Here is a 21163-nt window from a genome sequence, read left to right as displayed (position 1 = left end):
GTGGTACAACAATGATTAAAAATATTATCAAGAAAATTGATCAGATTGCGCTGGCTGAGCCAGACCGGATTGCCTATGACTTTCTGGGCCAAACTAACACTTACGGCGACTTGAAAAAGCGTTCCGATGCTTGGGCTGGCTACATTATGGGCCTTAATCTCAGTCCGGGCAGCCCGATTATGATCTGGGGCGGGCAAACTTTTGACATGATTGCCAGCTTTCTTGGCTGTGTTAAAGCCGGTCACGCCTATATCCCGATTGCCAGCTATTCGAATGCCGAAAGAATTGTGCTGATTCAAGAAGTAGCTGCAGCCGAAGCAATCATTGCGATTGAAGAGCTGCCAGCAATTGCTTTACCTGACTTGCAGGTTATCCGCCCCGAAGAGGTGGGTAATGAGACCAGCGCGGTTGATCCGGCCAATTTTGTTCAGGGCGATGATAATTTCTACATTATCTTTACTTCGGGCACCAGCGGCAAGCCCAAGGGCGTGCAGATCAGTCACAACAACCTCTTGAGTTTTGTCAACTGGGAGATGAGCGACTTTGCTTTGCCAGCACACCCTAGTTTTCTGGCCCAAGCGCCGTATTCGTTTGACCTGTCGGTCATGAGCTTGTACCCGGCTTTAGTGGGAGCAGGCAAGCTGGTTGTTCTGCCGCATGACGTGACGAAAAACTTTGCGCAGCTTTTCCAAACGCTGCCGCAATTGCAGTTTAACGTTTGGGTGTCGACGCCGTCATTTGCCCAGATGTGCTTTTTGGACAAGACCTTTACGGGCGAGCATCATCCGGACCTGACGCACTTTCTCTTTTGCGGCGAGGAATTGCCGCATAATGAGGCGGAGCTGCTCCAAAAGAAGTTCCCGCAAGCCAAGATTTTCAACACCTATGGCCCCACCGAAACTACGGTGGCGGTGACACAGGTGGAAATTACGCCAGAAGTCTTAGCTAACTATGACCGCCTGCCAATCGGGCGGGTAAAAGAAGATACCCAAATCACGATTGACAAAACTAAGGGCGATCAGCCGGGGCAAGGCGAGATTATCATTACCGGGCCGAGCACTTCCAAGGGCTACCTCAATAACCCGGAAAAAACGGCGAAGGCTTTCTTCCAAGCGCCGTCCGAGCAGTACCCGAGCCATCGCTCCGGCGATGAGGGGTTCTTTGATGGCGACTTGCTCTTTTACCGGGGCCGGATTGATTTCCAAATCAAATTCAACGGCTACCGGATCGAATTAGAAGAAATCAACTATTATTTAGGTAAAAATAAGTTTGTTGCCCACGGCGTGGCTGCGCCTAAATATGGCAGCGACCACACGGTCAAGCAAATTGTGGCGGAAATCGAACTAAAAGACGGCGTCAAAAAGCGCTATAGCGAAGACGAAATTACGCAGCTGATTCGGGCTGATCTGGCCCAGAACCTGATGCCGTACATGATTCCGCAGCGATTTGTCTACCGGGACCAATTACCGATTTCGCAAAACGGCAAGGTTGACATCAAGGCCGTTATTAAGGAGGTTAACGAGTAGTGCATTTTAATTTGATTAATATGCAGCCTTATGGGAATCCACACTACTTTGTTTTCCTAATGATTGGCTTAATACCAATTATTTTGGGTCTGTATTATGGCCACCGCTTTAAGTTATATGAAATAGCTTTTTCGCTGGTCTTTCTCTTCCTAATTTTTGACGGGGATAAGTGGCAGCAGGGCGTCAGCCTGCTAATATACTTATTGCTTGAGCTGCTGCTGACTTATTGTTACCTGTATTATCGTAAAAACTGGGCTAACAAAACGTGGGTCTTTTACCTAGCGGTTTTCCTAGCGATTGTGCCCCTGATTTTGGTAAAAGTCCAAACGGCCTTTCCCCAGGCTAAAATACCGGGGGTCTTGGCCTTTCTGGGGATTTCGTACATCACTTTCAAAACCGTGCAGGTCATCATGGAAGTCCGCGACGGGGCGATTAAGGAAATTGACTTGGTCACTTACTTGCGCTTTTTGCTGTTTTTCCCGACGATTTCTTCGGGGCCCATCGACCGTTACCGGCGCTTTGCCAAAGAATGCGATGCTGCCCCTAAACGGGCAGCTTATCTGACGGATTTAGGCTTAGCTACGCGTTACTTGTTCCAAGGTTTTTTGTATAAATTTATCTTGGGCTGGTTCTTTGGCACTTACTGGCTGCCTAAAATTGAGCGGGCAGCTTTAATTGCCGGTACCGCTAACGGCGGCCTGAAATTATCGTGGTGGCTGCTGGCTTACATGTACTGTTACAGCATGTACCTGTTCTTTGATTTTGCGGGCTATTCATTGTTTGCCGTGGCAATTTCCTACTTCATGGGCATTCACACGCCAATGAACTTTAACAAGCCGTTTATTTCGCAGAATATCAAGGAATTCTGGAACCGGTGGCACATGACGCTGTCGTTTTGGTTTAGGGATTACATCTACATGCGGTTTACCTTCTTCGCAATGAAGAAAAAGCTGTTTAAAAACCCGGTGCGCCTGTCGCAGGCGGCCTACCTGCTCTTGTTTTTAGTGATGGGCTTTTGGCACGGGCTAAGCTGGTATTACATTGTTTACGGCTTGTTCCATGCTTGCGCCATCATTATTAATGACTGCTGGCTCAGGTTTAAAAAGAAGCATAAGGACAAGCTGCCGGCTAACAAGTACACCAAGTGGCTGGCAATTTTCGTCACCTTTAACGTCGTTTGTTTCAGTTTCCTGATTTTTTCAGGTTTTCTCAGCCAGCTCTGGTTTGGCTGGAAGTAGCTTAAACAGGCAATAGAATTATTTAAGAGGTTTAATCATGGATATTAAAGAAGAAGTTTTAGCAATTTTACAAGATTTAACCGGAGAAGACTTAGCCGGCAAGATGGATGAAGATATTTTTGCCAACGGGCTAATGGACTCCATGGCCAGCGTGCAGATGTTATTGAACCTGCAGGAAAAATTTGCGATCGATGTGCCGGTTTCCGAATTTGACCGGAACGAATGGAATACGCCCAGCAAGATTGTGGCAAAGGTGGAAAGTTTAAAAAATGAGTAACAAACGCCGGCTGTGGCAAATCTTTGGCCCAGTTCTTTGCGCTTTTATCTTATTGCTGGTGATTTTTTTGTTGCCTTGGGAGCGGACCTTTTCGCAGGACGCTATTTATCAGGCGGCCAATTCGCAGACGACCACGGTTTTTAAGGGTTCCTTGATGAAGCAGGATGCCTTTAAGGACGACTACGTGCCCTTTTACGGCTCTAGCGAGTTGTCCCGGCTTGATCCGCTGCACCCCAGCGTGTTGGCCCAAAAATATCACCGCAATTACCGGCCGTTTTTACTAGGCGGGCCGGGCAGCCAGTCGCTAGCCCAATTTTTGGGCATGCAGGGAACGGCCAAGCAGCTAAAAAACAAAAAAGCCGTCGTGATTGTGTCACCGCAATGGTTTACGAAAATGGGGCAAAACCCGGATGCGTTTGCGCTGTATTATTCACCGCTGCAGGCCTGCAACTTCTTGTTAGACCTCAAGAAAAGCAGCCGCGCCAGCCGCTATGCCGCTAAGCGCTTCTTGGCAATGCCGGAAGTCAAGGGCATGGTCAAAGCCGGCATGAAAAAAGCAGCCAGCGGCCAGCCCTTGTCAAGCGTGCAGCGTTTCTACCTCGAAAATCAGCGGCGCATGCTTAACAATGAGGACAAGTTTTTCAGTACCTTCCAATTGCGCGACCGCCTGCCCAAAATAAATGGTCAGGCCAAGCTGCTGCCAGCAACTGACTCGGCCAAGGCACTGGACCGAGTTGCCAGCCAGCAAGCGGCAATTCATACTAATTCCAATGAGTTTGGGATTAACAACCGCTTCTTTAAGATGCGGCTGAATAAGCGCAATCTGGCTAAATTAAAGGACAGTCAGAAAAACTTTGATTATACCAAGTCGGTCGAATACAGCGATTTTGAGCTGATGTTGCACCAGTTTGCCAAGCAGCACACCAATGTCTTGTTCATCATTCCGCCAATTAACCAAAAGTGGGCGGACTATACCGGCTTATCGCAGACGATGTACCAGCAGGCAGTCGCTAAAATTAAGTACCAGCTGCGCAGCCAAGGCTTTGACCAGGTTACCGACTTGTCAAAGCGGGGCGGTGAGCAGTACTTCATGGAAGATACGATTCATTTGGGCTGGCGCGGCTGGGTGGCAGTCGACCAGGCGGTTAAGCCGTTCATGGCGCAGCCCGATAACCGCTACAACTACAACATCCATAACTACTTCTATACCAAGAAGTGGCAAAAAGCCCGCTATGAAGTCGCAGCTAAGCAAAAGCCGCAAAACAATCGTTTAAAAGTAAAATAGTGCGCCAGCGAATTGATGCCTTAGGGATCAAGGGTTCAGTTTTAGTTATTAGCAAAGGCAAAGTTTTGCTTGATTATGCTAGCAATAATACTACTGACACTAGTTATTTAATTAATTCCGTCCAAAAGTCAATGACCGCCGCCATGGTCATGAAGCTAGTGCAGGAGGGCAAGCTGAGCTTGCATGAGCGCTTAGCGCGGTTCTATCCGGCAATACCGGGTGCGAAAAAGATTACGATTGAAAATTTATTGGCAATGACGGCTGGGCTGCAGTTAAAACCAGGAGCGCGGTTAGGCCGGCGGCACTTTGTCTCTGACCAGGATAATCTAGCCTGCGATGTGAAAAAGACGGTGTTTAAGCCGAAGATGTTGGGCAAATGGTATTACAGCTCGCTTAATTATGTATACTTATGCGGCATAATGACGCAGGTAACCGGTCAAAGCTATGAGCAGCTTTTCCGGGCAACATACGTTGAGCCGCTGCAGTTAAAACAGACGGAGTTTTTATGGTCCAAGCCGGGCAAGATTATTGCCAGCCGCTTGGTACCGGGCATGATTTACCGCGGCGGGCGCTATGATGTAGTCAAGCACAAAAAGGCGCTGCAAGCCGCGCATGATGAATTGGGTGCCGGGTCAGTCGTGATGTCAAATCATGATTTAGCCAAGGTAATGAATTATATTCTGGCTGGCAGCCTGCTCAGTAAAAAGAGCCGGCGAGAACTCTACCGGGCGCGTCCGCCATATTATTATAATGGTGGTTTTTATAACGACGCCAGTTTAGGGCTAAAGACGGCTAATGGGGCAGGAGAAGGCTACTACACCTTCATGCGCAGCACGAAGACGGCGAAGACCATGATTATTATTCAGGCCAATAAGACGCGGAAGGGCGAATTTGCGGTTTTGAAAGATCGAATTGATAAAATTATGTTGCAGTTATTGAAGAAACATGGTAAGTAGTGAAAATATAATTGGTTGTACCTTGTTTTTTAGTTAATTGCATGCTAAAATTTTGTTGTGCCGCCATAGGGAAAGAACTCATTTTCTCCGGTAGCGAAAATGTAAATTTCTATATGTGGTCAGTAATGGTGGCACAAACACTGTGTGAGCTTAGTTCCGATTGTTGGTGGGACTAGGCTTTTTGTATTTTCTTTGCATTTATGTACTTTAAAATAGTAGTATGTATTTAAATAGGAGTATATAAAGGAGATCAATATGACAAGAGCTGAATTAAAAGCTGAAGCTAAAAGTCAGCTGCATGGTAATTGGATCTGGGCAGCTTGCGTTAGCCTAGTGCTTGTAATAATAATTGCTACTTTATTTGGACCAAGTATTAATACTATACTTAAAACATTGAATGATATGAATGAGGTGATGGGAAGTAGCCACCCAGAATCAGTCTTTAACCCAGCAATCTGGGCTGGAAGCATACTGAGCAATAGTGGAAGTGAATTTCTCAGCGGCTTCTTTATGCTGAGCATGGCTATTACCTTTTTAGCTTTTACTGAAGGTCGCAAATTTAATTTTTGGCGCTCGATCTTTTCCGTTTTTACCGATAATCGATTTGTTCCGGAACTATTGAATTACATTTTAAGCTATATTTTTCAAATTTTGTGGACATGTTTACTCATTATTCCCGGCTTTATTAAGTCTTATTCTTATGCCTTAACGCCGTACATTGTCAGTGATCTGGTTGCCAGTGGTCATGAAGTTCATGCAACTACCGGTATTACAGAAAGTAGGCGGCTGATGAACGGACACAAGTGGGAATTATTTGTACTTGATCTCAGTTTCATTGGGTGGACAATTCTTGCAGGGCTTACTCTAGGAATCGGTTTGATTTGGCTTATTCCGTATAAACAGACGACCAAAGCAAACTTTTACCGTAATTTGGCCGGTAACCAATTTAGACAATAATTTAATAAATAAACAAAATAAAGGACAGGCTCATTAAGCAGCCTGTCCTTTTCAGTTTGTTTAAATGTTTAGCTAAAATTTGTTTAAATCATCAATATTAAACAATTTTCCGGTATATTCGGAGCTTATGTCATCAGTATCTTTTAGCGCTTCTTTAATTTGGTTGGAATTTAAATGATCAATAAGATAAGCCTTTAAAGCAGTATTGGTTAGGTCATCTAAATCAGTTCTAGTTAGTTGGAGATACTTTTCTGCCAGTTTTTCTACTTTTTCATTCAGTTCAATTTTTTTCCTGCTCATTTTCCCACCTTCCAATAACCGCTTCTATTATAACATTTTCACGTATCAGGGCGGCCAGAAAGGAATAAAATTATATTTCAAATAAAAAAATTGCTGGTAGTGAATAATTGGAGTAGTATTTTATTCCAAATACTGTATAAAGTAAGGGCTTAAACAATGTTAAATATACTTACAAAGTCTGTTTTGCGAATTAGGCAATGGACTTTTTTGCGGGCGGCGCAAAGAACCTTAGTGATGCTAATGCCAATTGCTGTTATTGGTGCTTTTTTCAATCTGCTAAATGATTTGGTCTTTTCTCCAGATGGCCTGATTTATAACATTTTTAGTCTTGATAAAATCATGTCTGATCATATTTGGTATGCGGGTTCATTTGTTTGTCGCGGCATGATTGAAATAACGTTTGGGGTATTTGGCGTTTATGCCAGCTATTTTATGGCGCGCTATACCGCTAGAATCTACCATAAAGATTCAACAATGTCAGGAATGACTTCCGTTTTAATTATGCTCTTTTGTTCATATGCCTCTAACAGCGGCCACAGCAATCAAGTATCATTCACAATTAGCCTGTTGCAAATTAATGCTGTTTTTAGTGCATTAATTGTTGGTTTTTGTGTTGGACAGGTGTTTCATTTACTAGGAAAAAATTATGTGCCAGTAGAAAATGAAAGCACAAAGTGGATTCAGCATCGTGCTTGGGACGCAGTGTTGCCCTTTTTTGTTTCACTCGCTTTGGGAGTGGTGCTCGGGATTATTATTTATGAATTACAAATCAAATTACTCAATTCTGCTAGTTTTAACGAATTGGTCAGCCGGCTGCAAACCACGAACAACCTGTTAGAAGTCTTATTCTTATCATTAATAGTAACTTTTCTAAACTGGTTGGGGATCGGCTACCCTTTACATGCTTTTGCTGGCACGGTAAATAATGCTTACACTGCTGAGAATCTGACATATGCGTTTCAGCACGGTAGTTCGTGGAATGTGCCCTACAAGTACTTAGGTAGCTCGTTAATTAAGGCTTACGGTACGATGGGCGGCGCGAGTGTCATTTTAGCGGTGATTGTTTTACTGTTACTGCGGCACGGAAACAAGGAAATCGGCGCAATTGCACGGCTTAATTTAATCCCAGCAGCTTTTGGGTCAAGTTTAGGCTTTGCGGCTGGCCTGCCAATTATTCTTAATCCTGTTTTTATTTTACCAAGTATTTTAATTCCATTAATTAACATGACTTTAGCCGCAGGTGCAATCACATTGCGGATTATTCCTGTTTGTGTATATCCTATTTTAAAGGGAACTCCGGGACTATTGATTTCATTTTTTGGCACTAACGGCAACTGGACGGCTCTTTTGTTTGTGATGGTGCTTTTCGCCCTGGATTTATGCTTAATGTGGCCGTTTATCAGGATAAATGAAAGAGTAGAATTAAAACTGAAGTTGAGTAAAGGGGGCAGCAGCAATGCGTTTGCACAAAAATCCTAATTTAAAATGGTTGACTTTGTTAATTACACTCATGGTTGTCCTCGCCATCCCCAGTTATTTTTGGATGAAAAGGGATAATAAAGCCCGAGCCGAACGCAGCCGCTCACTGCTTTCACCGGTAATCATGGTGCCGGGATCGAGTGCAACGACCGAGCGCTTTAATGATTTGATTGACCAACTGAATAAAACAACCATGAATCAGCATAGTGTGCTCAAAGTTACTGTTTCACGTGAAGCAAAGCTGTCATACAGTGGTTCAATTGGGAAAAATGATTTAGAACCGATCATCATTATTGGTTTTGCTAATAATAAGGATGGGTATGCCAATATTAAGAAACAAGCCTATTGGTTGGATATTGCGTTTGACTCATTAATGCAAAATTACAAGTTTAATAATTTTAAGGCCTTCGGTCATTCAAACGGTGGCTTGATTTGGACATATTGGCTGGAGCATTATTATGCACAGTATGCAAGTGACACAAAAATGAAGCGGCTAATGACATTGGGGACGCCGTATAATTTTACTGAGAGCAATATCAAGAATCGCACACAAATGTTAGCTGATTTTATTAAAAAGCGTTCCGCTTTGCCTAAAAACCTTAAGGTTTATTCGTTATCTGGTGGCAAAAGCTACGAATCAGACGGCATTGTACCAGAAACAAGCGTTGCTGCGGGTAAGTTTATTTTTCAAAATCAGGTAAAGTCTTATACAGCGATGACCGTAACCGGCGAGAAAGCCGACCACTCGGATTTACCGCAAAATAAGCAGGTTATCCAGGCAATTCGGGAATACTTATTGAGAAAACCAGATCGACCAGTTAAGCCGGGAAAACAGCTGAAACCAAGAAGAAAGGATCGTAATACATGAAATATCAAGAACAGCCGACTAAAATCGAAGTTATTGGTGGCAGGGTCAACAATTTAAAAAATATCAATGTGGCCATTCCATTGCACCGATTTGTGGCAATATCAGGTTTAAGTGGTTCGGGTAAATCTAGTTTGGCAATGGGCATTCTGTATTCTGAAGGTGCCCGGCGCTACCTTGATTCGCTGGCGGCTTACACTAAAAGGCGAATAAGTCAGGTCGGGCGGGCACAAGTCGATGAGGTAAAGCACATCCCTTCGGCATTAGCCTTGCGCCAGCGGCCGAGTATTCCAGGCGTCCGGTCAACCGTTGGCACGGTAACAGAAGTTTTCAATGTTTTACGGCTAATTTTTTCCCGGTTAGGTTCGCCAGTTTGTCCCAATGGCCACCGGATGGCGCCAACAATCAAGATTGCTGAAGCGATGGATTTAACCGGTGAGGCAATGGGGCGTCTCACTTGCCCAACTTGTGGCGAACAATTCTATGCTTTTAGTGCAGAAGATTTTGCCTTTAATTCCGATGGCGCATGTAAAAAATGCCAAGGTTTAGGAACAGTAGAACAAATTGATGATAGTAAGATTATTGCTAACGAAGAATTAACTCTAGAAAATGGTGCCATGGCGACCTGGCAGATTCCGGGTCGCAATTGGATGTGGCGCATCGCCCGTGAACTTGGTGTTCGGACAGACGTACCGTACAAAGACTTGACTAAAGCAGAAAAGGAAATTGTTTTACACGGCAAGGAACGTAAGGTGCCGGTGGATTTGCCTACTTCAACGGGCCGAGTTTATCATCTCGATGCCTTATATGAAAATGCCTATAATGCTGTGGCCAATTCACGCAAAACTACGAAATCAGAGCGTGGACTGGAACGGATTAACTCTTTTTACCGTTTTAAAACCTGCCCGCGCTGTCATGGGCACCGGATTGACCCAAGTCGCTGGAGTCAATTGGTAGCTGGAAAAAATATTGTTGAGGCAGAACAACTTACGCTCGGTGAACTTGATGATTATATGAAAGAAATCGCAGCCTGGCTGCCAGATGATATGCAAGCTTTAGCGCAAAATCTGACGGGTGAATTGCTGCATCAGGTTAAGCCCCTACTAAAATTAGGGTTAGATTACTTGAGTTTAGCTCGTCAGGCTAATAGTCTTTCAACTGGTGAATTGCAGCGAATTCAATTGGGGCGCACCTTGCGGACAGAAACTACAGGAGTACTTTATGTGCTGGATGAACCATCTGTGGGACTGCACCCAGATAATGTTGCTGGGTTAATTGAGGTTTTTCACGAACTGGTCAATCAAGGCAATTCATTAGTCGTCGTTGATCATGAAACTTCAATTATAAGTGCTGCTGACTGGATTGTTGAAATTGGTCCGGGTTCAGGTTCGCAGGGTGGCCAGATAATTGCTGAAGGTTCGCCAAAAGAAATTGCGCAGAAACCAGAATCCCTAATTGGTCCGTATTTAAAAGGAACAGCTCCGCTTTATGTGCGGCCACAGGTGGATGCAAAGAAGCTTTTTAGTGAAGGCACAATTAAGTTTACTGTCAAAGGCCGCTTTAATTTACAAAATGTTCACACGCAAATTCCGGTTGGGCGGTTGACTGCAGTTACGGGTTTTTCTGGAGCAGGCAAAACAACGTTAATTCTTGATTCGCTCATTCCCGCATTAAATGCGCAAGAAAAACAGGTAGATGGTCCAAGCTGGGTAAAAGATTTGACTAGCGGTGGAATCAAAAACGTTATTAGCGTTGATTCCTCGCCGGTTGGCAAAAATCAGCGTTCTACGGTTGCTACTTATACTGATATTATGGATAATTTGCGCAAATTATTTGCCCGCCAGCCGTTAGCTCAAAAGCTAAAGTATAAGGCAGCGCATTTTTCCTACAATAATAAAGAAGGTGCCTGTCCGGCATGTGGTGGTACCGGAGCAATTTCACTTGATATTCAGTATTTGCCCGATATGGTTGAGACTTGTTCGGTTTGTGGTGGCCACCGGTTTAACCAAGACGTCTTGCGTGTAAAATGGCATGGACTGAGTATTGCAGACGTGCTTGATTATTCGGTTGACGATGCTTTGAAAGAACAGTTATTTAGGGATGAGCCTAAGATTGAAAAAACAATTACCACTTTGCATGATATGGGGCTAGGATACCTGCATTTAGGTGAATCAACACCTGCGTTGTCAGGCGGAGAAGCACAGCGGCTAAAATTGACTAGTCATCTCCACCGGCGGCAAAAAGGCAGTCTCTTTGTCTTTGATGAGCCAACAGTTGGTCTTCATCCACACGATGTTAGGACCTTGCTAGCTGTTTTTCAAAAATTACTGAAGCAGAAGGCAACGATTATTACGATTACTCATGATCTGGATATTATGGCTAATAGTGATTATATGATTGACATGGGTCCACGCGGTGGATTGCAGGGAGGAAAAATTGTTGCATGTGGGCAGCCTGTGGATATATCGCACAAAAAGGATAGTTTAACCGCCAAATATTTGGCTGAACACATGAATTTATATCAAAAATAGCATAATTATTAAACCTTGATAACAACAATAAAGTTGATTTATCAAGGCTTTTTTAGTTAAAAGGGGAAAATTCACAAGTTAAGCAAAAAAATGTGGAAAAGTAAGCAAAAAGGGTTGCATTCTGTGGATAACCTGCTACAATATTATATGTAAGCAGTTAGCAGTCGACAACGTCGAGTGCTAATTACCAAATTTAAACCTATTAAAGGGGTGTATATGTATGGCATATTTTGATAACGAATTTGACAATCTATTTAACGAATTAAATAATTCTTTCTTTAACAATGATGATAATGGCTCGATTCCAGTTCACTATTCGAGCATGAATATTTCTCCACAAGGCATGAACCAGAACGGTCAAATGCCTGGTCAACCAAAAAAGGAAAAACCAATTGGCGTTGACTTAGTCGAGCAAGCTAAAAACAATAAATACGATCCTGTAATTGGTCGTGATGAACAAATCCAAGAAGTAATTGAAATTTTAAGCAGACGTAAAAAGAATAATCCGGTTTTAGTCGGACCTGCAGGTGTTGGTAAAACCGCGATTGTTGAGGGCTTAGCACAAAAAATTGCTTCAGGTGATGTTCCTGACAAGATGAAAGATAAGCATATTATTGCAATTAACATTAATGATATGGTTGCGGGTTCTAGCCTTCGTGGTAGTTTCGAAGAGCGCCTGAAGAAGGTAATTGATGAAGCTAAAAAGAATCCAAACATCATCTTATTCATTGATGAAATTCATAACATTGTTGGTGCAGGTTCAACTGATTCTGAAAATAATAGTGGCGATGCTGCTAACATTTTGAAACCAGCTCTGGCTAGTGGTGACTTGAACTTAATCGGTGCAACGACAACAGGAGAATACCGTCGAATTGAAAATGATGCTGCTTTGGCACGTCGTTTCCAGCCAGTACAAGTTCCAGAGCCATCCGCTGATGTAACGGTTAAAATTTTAGAGGGTTTAAAGAAAAAGTATGAAGACTATCACCACGTTAAATACAGTGACAGTGCTTTACGCTTAGCCGTTGAATTATCACAACGCTACATTCAGGGTCGCTATTTGCCAGATAAGGCAATTGACTTAATGGACGAAGCTGGTGCTAAGAAGGGTCTTGACACTATTCCTAGTGATGAAGCATCAATTAAAAAGAGAATTGCTAGTCTTGAAAAGGAAAAAGAAGAGGCCGCTAAAAATGAGGACTACAACAAAGCTAGTGATTTGAAGAAGAAGATTGAGGAGTTACGTGAAAAAGCTGATCACGTTGATGATGCTGCAACTCCACGCGTAACCGACCAAGACATCTATGCTTTAATTGAAGCAAAAACTAAGATTCCAATGAGCGAACTTCATGCCAGTGAGGGACAAAAGAACCTTGATTTAGCTGCTAAATTAAAGAAGGCCGTTATTGATCAGGATAATGCAATTGACGTGATTACTGATGCAATTGCCCGTAAGCAAGTATTCAAGGATAACAATCGTCCAACTGGGTCATTCCTACTGACTGGTCCAACTGGTGTTGGTAAAACTGAGCTGGCTAAACAATTGGCAATTCAATTGTTCGGCGGTGAAAATCACCTGATTAGACTTGATATGTCCGAGTACCAAGACCAAATGGCAGTTAATAAACTGATTGGTTCAGCACCAGGCTATGTTGGCTACGGTGAAGGTGGACAATTAACTGAAAAAGTACGGCATCAACCATATAGCTTGATTTTGTTTGACGAAATTGAAAAAGCTAATCCACAAGTCTTTAACGCATTATTACAAATTATGGATGATGGTCGCTTAACCGATGCCCAAGGTAGAACTGTTTCATTTAAAGATACAATATTGATCATGACTTCAAATGCTGGGTATTCTGATAACTTACTCAAGGATGGTAAGGTGGACCATGATAAAATGATCAAAGCCTTAGAAGCTTACTTCAGACCAGAGTTTTTGAACCGGCTTGATGCAATCGTACCGTTCAATTCACTGACCGAAGAAGATATGACTAAGATCATTGATATTTACTTAAAGAAGATGTCACATGTCTTAGCTAAGAGGGATGTGAAAGTAGAAATTTCCCCTGAAGCAAAAGCTTACTTGGCAGAAAAAGGCTACGATAAGAAATTTGGTGCACGGCCACTACGTCGGGTAGTTGAGCAAGATTTGGAAACTCCAATTGCAAAATTGCTAATGAAGGAGCCTGACACCAAAGAAGTTAAGTTTACTGCAGATGACCAGCATGTTTACTTAAATGGTGATGCAGTTTTAACTATTACACCAAAAGCTGATAAGACCGATAAAACTAAATCTGAAACTAAAGAAAATAAGGACTAATTGAAAATTAGGCTAATTGCTAAACAGTAATTGAAGACTAGTTTCCGCTATTTCGCGGGAGCTAGTCTTTTTTTGTCTAAATTTGAAGTAGTAAATTTTTTCCTGCCCAATGGTTATTTGCCTTTTATCCTAATATAACTACTGATTGAGCTACTTGTTTCACGTGTGACACTCAAGCAGAGTTAACTATTTTTTTGCCAAAAAGATATTTTGGTAATTTGTGCAATAAAGGATTGACATCATTAAATTTATGGTCTAAATTAGTTAACAATTAACTATTAATTAAAAAGCTAATAATTTATTATTAGTTTATGTAACATAAGGAGTAATAAAGGGTGGATTGTTATGAAACAACGAGTAGAAGATCTTGATTGGAAAAATTTAGGCTTCGTTTATCGCGATTTACCATATCGCTATGAAGCTAAATATAAAGACGGCGAATGGCAAGAAGGAAAGTTGGTTGAGGATTCAACCATTACCCTTTCCGAAGGGGCAGAAGTACTGCACTATGGCCAAGAGATTTTTGAAGGTTTGAAAGCCTACCGGCGTGAGGACGGTAAAATCAACTTGTTTCGCCCAGATCAAAACGCTCATCGTTTTACTTTGTCAGCTCAGCGCTTGGCAATGCCACCATTTCCTGAAGACCGGTTTGTAGAGGCAGTAAAGCAAGTGGTGCATGCGAATGAAGAATTTGTGCCACCATATGATAGTGGCGCAACTCTTTATTTACGTCCATTCATGGTTGGTACCTCAAATGTTTTGGGTGTTCAAGCTGCCGATGAATACGTTTTTCGGATTTTTGCCGTTCCGGTAGGGGCTTATATCAAGGGCTTGAACCCAGCCGACTATATTGTCAGCGATTATGACCGTGCTGCCTATGCGGGAACTGGTCAAGCTAAAACCTCAGGTAACTATGCCAGCAGTTTATTGCCGTCGGTTGAGGCGCATAAGAATGGCTATGCCGATTGTTTGTATCTTGATCCACGTGAACATAAATATGTTGATGAGTTTGGTGGCGCCAACTTTTATGGCATTACCCAAGAAGGGCAATTTGTTACCCCTAAGTCAAAATCGATTTTAATTTCAATTACCAAACGGTCCTTGTTAGAGCTTGCTAAGGAGCAGGGATTAAATCCGGTTGAGCGTCAGATTACCTTGGAAGAAGCTTTTAAGATGAAGGAAGCTGGTGCAATGGGTACCGCAGCTGTTATTTCGCCGGTGGGCTCCATTACCTATAATGGTAAAAAGCATGTTATTTACAGTGAAACGGAAACTGGTCCGGTGACAACTAAACTGTACAATGAATTAGTTGATATTCAATACGGTAAAAAGAAGGGCCCAGAGGGCTGGGTACAAACACTGGATTAATCTTATTAGCAGGCTATGGTAAATCAACTACATCTCCTAATTATATTTACAATAGCTGCAAAAAAAGAGTCTGGGAAGAAACTATTTTCTTAGACCATTAAAAAAAAACGTTGAACTTACTGGTTCAACGTTTTTTCTGTATACATTCTTTCTTGGTCTTGTTATTATTTAATTATCCAACTTCAAATAGAACGGAGACCAAAAACAATGTACCAAAATTATACCACAGGCCAGACTGCTTTAGTACTTAATTTAGACTTTACTATTCCGCAAAATCACCTCGTTCATGCCATTAGTCAGTTTGTTGACTCTATTCCCCTAGCTGTGCTTGAGGGTAAGTCTTCTGCTACTGGCCGTCCAGCCTACCATCCGGCCCGGATGCTTAAAATCTTGCTTTTTGCCTATAGCCGCAAGGTCTTTTCCGGGCGCAAGATTGCCCAGATGCTAACTGAAAATCTGCCTATGATGTATTTGGCTGACCAGCAGACCATGTCCTATCACACGATTAATAACTTTCGTGCCAGCAAGCACGCCAACCAGCTGATTAAAAAGTGCTTCCTTTACTTTAACCACCTACTTCAAGAAGAGGGCCTGGTTTATGAGCATGCCCTTTTTATTGACGGTACCAAGGTTGAAGCTGATGCCAACAAGTATTCCTTTGTTTGGCGCAAGGCCGTTGACCGCTTCCAAGCTAAATTGCAGGATGAAGCATTGGCACTCTACCAAGAATTAGTGGAGGAAGAAGTGGTTAAGGCCATGGCAGCCGAAGAAGTGCAGAGCAGTCAGGGGCTAAACCAGCTGGCCAATGAAGTTGCAGCAGAAGTCGAGCGACTGGACCAAGCGATTGCCAATGAGCCGAAAGCAATTCCCGGCGGATCTAAGCAGAAGCAAAAACGGCGGCGCTTAAAAAAGCTGTTTCACCGAATCCGACGCGACTATCAGCCGCGTGCCCAGAAGTACGAAGAATACCAAGCGCTTTTTAAGGGTCGCAATAGCTTCTCTAAGACTGACCACGATGCCACCTTTATGCGCATGAAGGAAGACCCGATGCTTAACGGGCAGCTAAAGCCGGGCTACAATCTGCAGGTTGCGACCAGCAATCAGTATGTTATTGATTATGCCCTGTATCCTAACTCAACTGACACCAGAACCTTGGTACCTTTTCTTGAGCAGCTGGCCGTTTTAGGCGACTTTGATACAATTGTCGCTGATGCGGGCTACGGCAGCGAGTATAACTACGCTGAGCTAACCGACCACTTTGGCAAGCAATTTTTAATTCCTTACACTACTTATGAAAAGGAACAGAAGCGCAAGTATCGTCATGACCCGACTAAGCTAGACAACTGGTATTATGATGAAACCGAGGATTATTACTTAGACCATCAGGGCGTGCGCTTCAACTTTAAACACTACTCGACTAGACACGACCGTTACGGCTTTACCCGTCAGTTTAAAGTCTATGAAGCAGATGAGTTTCAGCTAAATGCGGCCAAAACTGCTCTAGCTAAAACGCCCAGCGGGCGCCAGCGCCAGCTCAATTACAATCCCACCTGGCAGTACTTCAAAGCCCAGGTCCAAGCAGCTCTTCAAAGTAAAACCGGCAAACGGATTTATGGTCAACGCAAGATTGATGTAGAACCGGTCTTTGGCCATTTGAAGAACGTATTTGGCATGCGCCGGGTCCACCTAAGAGGACAAGCAAAAGTTGAAAATGATCTAGGATTAATGTTAATGACCATGAATTTGAAAAAATATTGGCAAAGGAGTGGTCCTAATAGTCAACTTTGGCGGGCAGAAAGAAGCAAAAAGCAACTAAAACACTTTTTTCAGTGTTTTGGCTGCTTCTTTTTTTGCTTAAAGAGCTAGTTTCTTCCCAGACTCTTTTTAAGTGGAAGAATAACCAATTTTTACGGGATATCAACTAATAATCTGCGATTAAAGTTGCATTTGCGTGAAATTTGTTATATCTTCAAAGTAGTTATATTTGATAAAAGGGGCACTAGTTAGTCGCCTTTTTTATTTTGCCCTTTTTTCCGATTATAAAGAGCTTTACCCGCTTTAACATCTTCCCAAGTGCCAATCTTGGTATCTTCCGAATAATATCCGTCTAAGACGCCGATTTGCTGAAAAACGGTTTGCTTGTAAGCAACCTTGGCATTATATTCGGTAATATCAACATCAGCCAAAGATTTGTGCAGAGCAGTTAAGGGATCCATGTCCTTGCCGCCAGAAGTAAAGAGGGTACCGTGAGAATTAAGGATAAAACCGTTACGTAACGCCTTTTTGCCTAGTTTTTTGATTTCACCGGCGACATATTGGGCTAATTCTTCCGTACACATGGGATGCCACGTAAGGGTTCTAATTTCTTGTAATTTTTGTGTTGCCTCAGTGACATTCGGCATATTTAACCCGCTTGTTCCCCAAAACATGCACTGATCAGCATGGGAGTGAAAAACACACTTAATCTCGGGATTGGTATCATAGATGGCTTCGTGCATATTTATTTCACGTGTAACATTACCGTTGCCAGAAATAACTTTGCGCGTATGCGGTTCAATGACTAAAATTTGGTCGGCCGTTAGGTAACCCATGTATGCTTCTGACATCATAGTTGGCGTCATCACATAATAGTTTTTGCCGGTTTCGTCCTGCACTTTAATACTGATATTTCCACCAACAATATTGGTATCGCGCCGTTCCATTACCTCACGAACGACCTTGGCCAAATCCTCGCGTTCATATTCAAATGGTATTCTGCCTGCTGGATATTGCATCAAATTCTTCCTTTCTAATTATCTTTTGTTGTAGTGACTCTGTGTTTTTTAGAAAAAAGAATACCACTTCCTTTCTTATCGATTAGCATCCCTAAACCAATTACGAAAATGTTTAACCAATATTGATGGGAAAAAATTGCCAAAAAGAATAAGCTAAAGGCTAAAAAGGATAAGCAGGTCCAAAAAAATTTGCTTTTTACCATTTTTACACCATTACTTTAACTTGCTATATTTCAATGCCGGAATCGGGTTCTTTTTAAATGACCGGTAAAGGAGCCAGAAAAGTGCCAGAAGGGCAATTAAACCAACAATCGCCCAGATATTACCACGACCTACCCAAGCCATTAAAAATCTTAATTCCGGTGCTTCGATTGAGCTCCAAGAAACTTGGGCACCTGCTGGAACTTTAATTGAAGTACTTGATTTCGCTAATTTAGTAAAAATATCAGCAAAATATGATGCACCGTACAAAAAGATTGGTTCGTAAATAATGCCGAGAACCATCATTCGTAAGAGATTGCCACCAGTCAGTAGTAAGCCGCCAACGCCAATACAATAATTAATTACACCTGCAATTGGTAAAATCTTGTTACCTGGCAAAATAGCCGCATAAATAATTGAAATTGGGATCATTAGCACCATGGTTACCCATAATTCGGTACTCTGCCCTAAGATTGGCCAATCTAATCCAATAACGAATGTTCTTCCTTTAACGTGTTTTTTCATAAAATTACTCATAGTAGTTCCAAATGGTGTTAGAGCATCCATAAAGAACTTGGCCATCACTGGGAAAATCGCCATAACAGCTCCGACGGTGACCGCAAGATTAAGGGCATCGCCGATACTGTAGCGTCCAGCTAGTGCCAACACTAGGCCAATAATGGCGCCCATTGTTACTGGTTCACTAAAGACACCAATCTTACGTTTTAACGATGTTGCATCCCATTCACGGTTAAAAATGGGGATGTAGTCCATCAATTTGTTAATCGGGGACATAATAATTGCTTTAAATGCCTCAATGTGGGTTACGGTAACACCCTCATACCCAAGCATATTGGCAATTTCTTTACTCCACATATCGCCCAATTTTAAGCAAATAACAACTTGGATGGCCCCACAGATAAAGCCCCAGATTAAACTGCCAGAAATTTGGTAAACCATGTAAGCTGTCAGTGCGATACCCCAAACATTCCACATGTCGGCGTTCATTGTATTAGTCATTTTGGTAAAAATCATGACTAAATTAACCACGATTTCTACGACGAAAAACAAAAAGGCTAGGGTCCAACTCCAAGTAATTGCAGCTGCACCTGTCCAACCAAAGTCAACTGCCGGTAAATTGATGCCAGTATATTTGGCCAGAGCCTTTGCAGCAGGACTAACGGTTTCAGTCAACTGGTTGATCGCCATTGACATACCAATAAATCCGGTTCCTAAATAGAGTCCGGAAAGGATAGCTTTAGAGGGTTTCATTCCAAAAATTAGCCCTAAGATCATAATTAAAATCGGAATTAAAACCTGGGCACCAACGCTCAATATCCCTTGGACTATTCCATTCCAATCCATTAAATTCACCTCCAATGATGAAATGCTATTCCGCCTGCTTGACGATATCAGCTACTTTTTGATTGGCATTGTCCTGATCCATGCCAGTTAGCCAAGGTAAACCGACCATGCCCACAACATGATTAGCATCAAGAACTTCTTGCAGGTCACCATCTGCGGGGGCAATGCCCACATAGATAATGACATTATCATCATTCTCAATTGTGGTTTTTGCTTCACCGATTGGCTCAGGAGTGGCTTTTGCCAGGTGATCCAACCCTTGTTCTGCTAAGAAATCATTAATCTTATTAGCGACTTGCGGGCTGGTTGCTACTCCCGTACCACAACAAACTAAAATTGTTTTCATTTTGATAACCCCCTAAATTTCGCTTCAACGAGCTGAAGCATATTTTGTGAATCCTTTGTTTTTTGAAACTGTTCAACAAAGTTCTGATCTTGAAACGCTGCAATAATTTTGGCTAGCAATTCAGGCTGTTTTTCGCCATTTTTAAGACCTAAAAACAAAAAGTTCTGGGCAGATATGTCAGAGCCGTCACCCATTTGCTTAAGTTTTAAGGAACTAATAGTGCGAGCAAGATAAATAAATGGTCGCTTAACGTATTGCGGATCAACATGTGGCAGTGCCAAGGCAATATCGGCAAATTTTAAACCGGTAGGGTATGCTAACTCTCTTTTTTCTAAATTAGCAATATAGCCTAGATTGGCAAAATCTTGACTGATAACTCTAGTTCCAACTAAGTCAAATAGCTGTTCTTCAGTATCAACCGCAATATTTAAGTCAATTAAATCTTGGTAAAACAAAAATTTCTCCTCCTTTCACTTTTGAATACGTTTTCAATATAATACGCTAGTTGAACATTGTCAACCTAAATTTAACAAACTTTAACATAGATGAACTTTAAATGTTGAACAATGTTTGATATACTTCTGGTGTGATGGTAAAATTGAATAAAAGAAGTGATTTTTTTGAGTTTACAAGAAAAAAGATTAACAGCCATAAACAATCTTTTACGTAAAACCGGCTTTATGACAACGGTTGATATTGCGAAGAACTTACAAGTTTCTTCCATGACTATCAGACGTGATTTAAAGAGATTGGAAGAATCGGGGGATATTACCCGAATTTATGGTGGCGCAAAAAGCAACTACCAAGCAGAATCAACTACTAATGAGAAGTTGCAAAAAAATATTGATGAAAAAAAGGAAATTGCGAAGTTGCTAGCGAAGCAAATTGCTAACAATTCAACAATTTATTTGGGTGCAGGAACAACTCTGTTGCAGGCAGTACCATTATTAGTTACGAAAAATCTAACTTTTGTAACCAATAGTTTAGTAGCCTTTAATGAAATCAATAAAAGTGATTGCCGCTTATTTCTAACGGGTGGCGAGCTGCACCGTAATACTGAAGAATTTCTCGGTGAAAAAGCTGAGAACATTTTTGACGGCTTAAATTTTGACTACGCAATTTGTTCAACTAATGGTATTAATGGCAATAGCGTTACTACAAGTACAATCCCTGAAGGCAATATTCAAAATATTGCAATGGAACATGCCGAAAAGTCTTTGATTGTTGCCGATCATACTAAATTAAATCATTCAGATATCATCACATTTCAAAAGCTTGATCAATTCGATTTTCTAGCGACTGATAGCAAAATTAGTAAAGAAGAGATCAAGAAATATTCGCAATATACTAAAGTTATTTACTAGTTACATCA

Annotated in this window: 17 protein-coding genes and 1 pseudogene; 13 read left to right on the top strand and 5 right to left on the bottom strand. The window is 42.1% G+C overall.

The genetic code is table 11. The annotated features are described in order from the left end of the window. Positions 1-11: 11 nt before the first annotated feature. The 6 genes from dltA to GYM71_RS10135 all read left to right on the top strand — a co-directional run bounded on the left by dltA (position 12) and on the right by GYM71_RS10135 (position 6239). Complete coding sequence (dltA, locus tag GYM71_RS10160) at positions 12-1526, top strand: D-alanine--poly(phosphoribitol) ligase subunit DltA (protein ID WP_220220391.1); 1515 nt, start codon at positions 12-14, stop codon at positions 1524-1526. Between the two features lie 11 nt (positions 1527-1537). Further along, entirely contained in the window at positions 1538-2764 is a 1227-nt protein-coding gene (gene dltB / locus GYM71_RS10155) for a D-alanyl-lipoteichoic acid biosynthesis protein DltB (protein WP_336511435.1), read from the top strand. Between the two features lie 37 nt (positions 2765-2801). Then, the gene (dltC, locus tag GYM71_RS10150) at positions 2802-3041 is read left to right on the top strand and encodes a D-alanine--poly(phosphoribitol) ligase subunit DltC (protein WP_103752597.1); all 240 of its coding nucleotides are present in this window, start codon (positions 2802-2804) and stop codon (positions 3039-3041) included. Beyond that, positions 3034-4326 carry a D-alanyl-lipoteichoic acid biosynthesis protein DltD gene (gene dltD, locus GYM71_RS10145; protein WP_220220390.1) on the top strand — a complete coding sequence of 431 codons (1293 nt, stop codon included), beginning with the start codon at positions 3034-3036 and terminating at the stop codon, positions 4324-4326. The genes dltC and dltD overlap by 8 nt, the downstream gene beginning before the upstream one ends. After that, positions 4326-5282 carry a serine hydrolase domain-containing protein gene (locus tag GYM71_RS10140; RefSeq protein ID WP_220220389.1) on the top strand — a complete coding sequence of 319 codons (957 nt, stop codon included), beginning with the start codon at positions 4326-4328 and terminating at the stop codon, positions 5280-5282. Before dltD ends, GYM71_RS10140 begins: the two co-directional genes overlap by 1 nt. A 255-nt stretch (positions 5283-5537) precedes the next feature. After that, a complete protein-coding gene (locus GYM71_RS10135; protein WP_336511410.1) occupies positions 5538-6239 on the top strand; it encodes a DUF975 family protein in 702 nt (233 codons plus the stop codon). A gap of 72 nt (positions 6240-6311) precedes the next feature. On the opposite strand, the gene GYM71_RS10130 is transcribed toward GYM71_RS10135, so the two are convergent. After that, positions 6312-6539: a hypothetical protein gene (locus tag GYM71_RS10130; protein WP_103752593.1), complete on the bottom strand. Its 228-nt coding sequence runs from the start codon at positions 6537-6539 to the stop codon at positions 6312-6314. A 156-nt stretch (positions 6540-6695) separates the two neighbouring features. Here GYM71_RS10130 and GYM71_RS10125 point away from each other — a divergent pair, with 156 nt between their 5' ends. The 6 genes and pseudogenes from GYM71_RS10125 (at position 6696) to GYM71_RS10100 (ending at position 16993) form a co-directional block, all read left to right on the top strand. Next, complete coding sequence (locus tag GYM71_RS10125) at positions 6696-8018, top strand: PTS sugar transporter subunit IIC (protein ID WP_220220388.1); 1323 nt, start codon at positions 6696-6698, stop codon at positions 8016-8018. Continuing rightward, positions 7996-8886 (top strand): alpha/beta hydrolase, encoded by an 891-nt coding sequence (locus GYM71_RS10120; protein WP_220220387.1) that lies wholly within the window; start codon positions 7996-7998, stop codon positions 8884-8886. Before GYM71_RS10125 ends, GYM71_RS10120 begins: the two co-directional genes overlap by 23 nt. Then, a complete protein-coding gene (locus GYM71_RS10115; protein WP_220220386.1) occupies positions 8883-11414 on the top strand; it encodes an ATP-binding cassette domain-containing protein in 2532 nt (843 codons plus the stop codon). The genes GYM71_RS10120 and GYM71_RS10115 overlap by 4 nt, the downstream gene beginning before the upstream one ends. A gap of 220 nt (positions 11415-11634) precedes the next feature. Next, the gene (locus tag GYM71_RS10110) at positions 11635-13737 is read left to right on the top strand and encodes an ATP-dependent Clp protease ATP-binding subunit (RefSeq protein WP_220220385.1); all 2103 of its coding nucleotides are present in this window, start codon (positions 11635-11637) and stop codon (positions 13735-13737) included. Positions 13738-14082: 345 nt separating this feature from the next. Next, a complete protein-coding gene (locus GYM71_RS10105) occupies positions 14083-15105 on the top strand; it encodes a branched-chain amino acid aminotransferase (protein ID WP_220220384.1) in 1023 nt (340 codons plus the stop codon). A 207-nt stretch (positions 15106-15312) separates the two neighbouring features. Beyond that, positions 15313-16993 (top strand): annotated as a pseudogene (locus GYM71_RS10100) (IS1182 family transposase). Between the two features lie 115 nt (positions 16994-17108). On the opposite strand, the gene GYM71_RS10095 reads toward GYM71_RS10100, so the two are convergent. The 4 genes from GYM71_RS10095 to GYM71_RS10080 all read right to left on the bottom strand — a co-directional run bounded on the left by GYM71_RS10095 (position 17109) and on the right by GYM71_RS10080 (position 20246). Continuing rightward, a complete protein-coding gene (locus tag GYM71_RS10095) occupies positions 17109-17879 on the bottom strand; it encodes a class II aldolase/adducin family protein (protein WP_220220383.1) in 771 nt (256 codons plus the stop codon). 213 nt (positions 17880-18092) lie between these two features. Continuing rightward, positions 18093-19445 carry a PTS galactitol transporter subunit IIC gene (locus GYM71_RS10090; RefSeq protein WP_220220382.1) on the bottom strand — a complete coding sequence of 451 codons (1353 nt, stop codon included), beginning with the start codon at positions 19443-19445 and terminating at the stop codon, positions 18093-18095. Positions 19446-19470: 25 nt separating this feature from the next. Further along, the gene (locus GYM71_RS10085) at positions 19471-19791 is read right to left on the bottom strand and encodes a PTS sugar transporter subunit IIB (protein ID WP_220220381.1); all 321 of its coding nucleotides are present in this window, start codon (positions 19789-19791) and stop codon (positions 19471-19473) included. Then, positions 19788-20246 carry a PTS sugar transporter subunit IIA gene (locus tag GYM71_RS10080; RefSeq protein ID WP_220220380.1) on the bottom strand — a complete coding sequence of 153 codons (459 nt, stop codon included), beginning with the start codon at positions 20244-20246 and terminating at the stop codon, positions 19788-19790. Before GYM71_RS10080 ends, GYM71_RS10085 begins: the two co-directional genes overlap by 4 nt. Before the next feature lie 165 nt (positions 20247-20411). Here GYM71_RS10080 and GYM71_RS10075 point away from each other — a divergent pair, with 165 nt between their 5' ends. Beyond that, complete coding sequence (locus GYM71_RS10075) at positions 20412-21155, top strand: DeoR/GlpR family DNA-binding transcription regulator (protein ID WP_336511409.1); 744 nt, start codon at positions 20412-20414, stop codon at positions 21153-21155. Positions 21156-21163: the final 8 nt, after the last annotated feature.

Origin of the sequence: Lactobacillus panisapium, from assembly GCF_019469265.1 — a bacterium.
Classification (GTDB): Bacteria; Bacillota; Bacilli; order Lactobacillales; family Lactobacillaceae; genus Lactobacillus; species Lactobacillus panisapium.
The sequence above is the reverse complement of the archived record's forward strand: the minus strand, read 5'-3'. Positions and strand labels throughout refer to the sequence as shown.

Bases quoted from the DNA above. Each gene is read 5' to 3' on its own strand.
- GYM71_RS10105 (WP_220220384.1), top strand. From the start codon at position 14,083: ATGAAACAACGAGTAGAAGATCTTGATTGGAAAAATTTAGGCTTCGTT.
- GYM71_RS10120 (WP_220220387.1), top strand. From the start codon at position 7,996: ATGCGTTTGCACAAAAATCCTAATTTAAAATGGTTGACTTTGTTAATT.
- GYM71_RS10125 (WP_220220388.1), top strand. From the start codon at position 6,696: ATGTTAAATATACTTACAAAGTCTGTTTTGCGAATTAGGCAATGGACT.
- GYM71_RS10135 (WP_336511410.1), top strand. From the start codon at position 5,538: ATGACAAGAGCTGAATTAAAAGCTGAAGCTAAAAGTCAGCTGCATGGT.
- GYM71_RS10130 (WP_103752593.1), bottom strand. From the start codon at position 6,539: ATGAGCAGGAAAAAAATTGAACTGAATGAAAAAGTAGAAAAACTGGCA.
- GYM71_RS10110 (WP_220220385.1), top strand. From the start codon at position 11,635: ATGGCATATTTTGATAACGAATTTGACAATCTATTTAACGAATTAAAT.
- GYM71_RS10090 (WP_220220382.1), bottom strand. From the start codon at position 19,445: ATGGATTGGAATGGAATAGTCCAAGGGATATTGAGCGTTGGTGCCCAG.
- GYM71_RS10115 (WP_220220386.1), top strand. From the start codon at position 8,883: ATGAAATATCAAGAACAGCCGACTAAAATCGAAGTTATTGGTGGCAGG.
- GYM71_RS10085 (WP_220220381.1), bottom strand. From the start codon at position 19,791: ATGAAAACAATTTTAGTTTGTTGTGGTACGGGAGTAGCAACCAGCCCG.
- dltD (WP_220220390.1), top strand. From the start codon at position 3,034: ATGAGTAACAAACGCCGGCTGTGGCAAATCTTTGGCCCAGTTCTTTGC.
- GYM71_RS10095 (WP_220220383.1), bottom strand. From the start codon at position 17,879: ATGCAATATCCAGCAGGCAGAATACCATTTGAATATGAACGCGAGGAT.
- dltA (WP_220220391.1), top strand. From the start codon at position 12: ATGATTAAAAATATTATCAAGAAAATTGATCAGATTGCGCTGGCTGAG.
- dltC (WP_103752597.1), top strand. From the start codon at position 2,802: ATGGATATTAAAGAAGAAGTTTTAGCAATTTTACAAGATTTAACCGGA.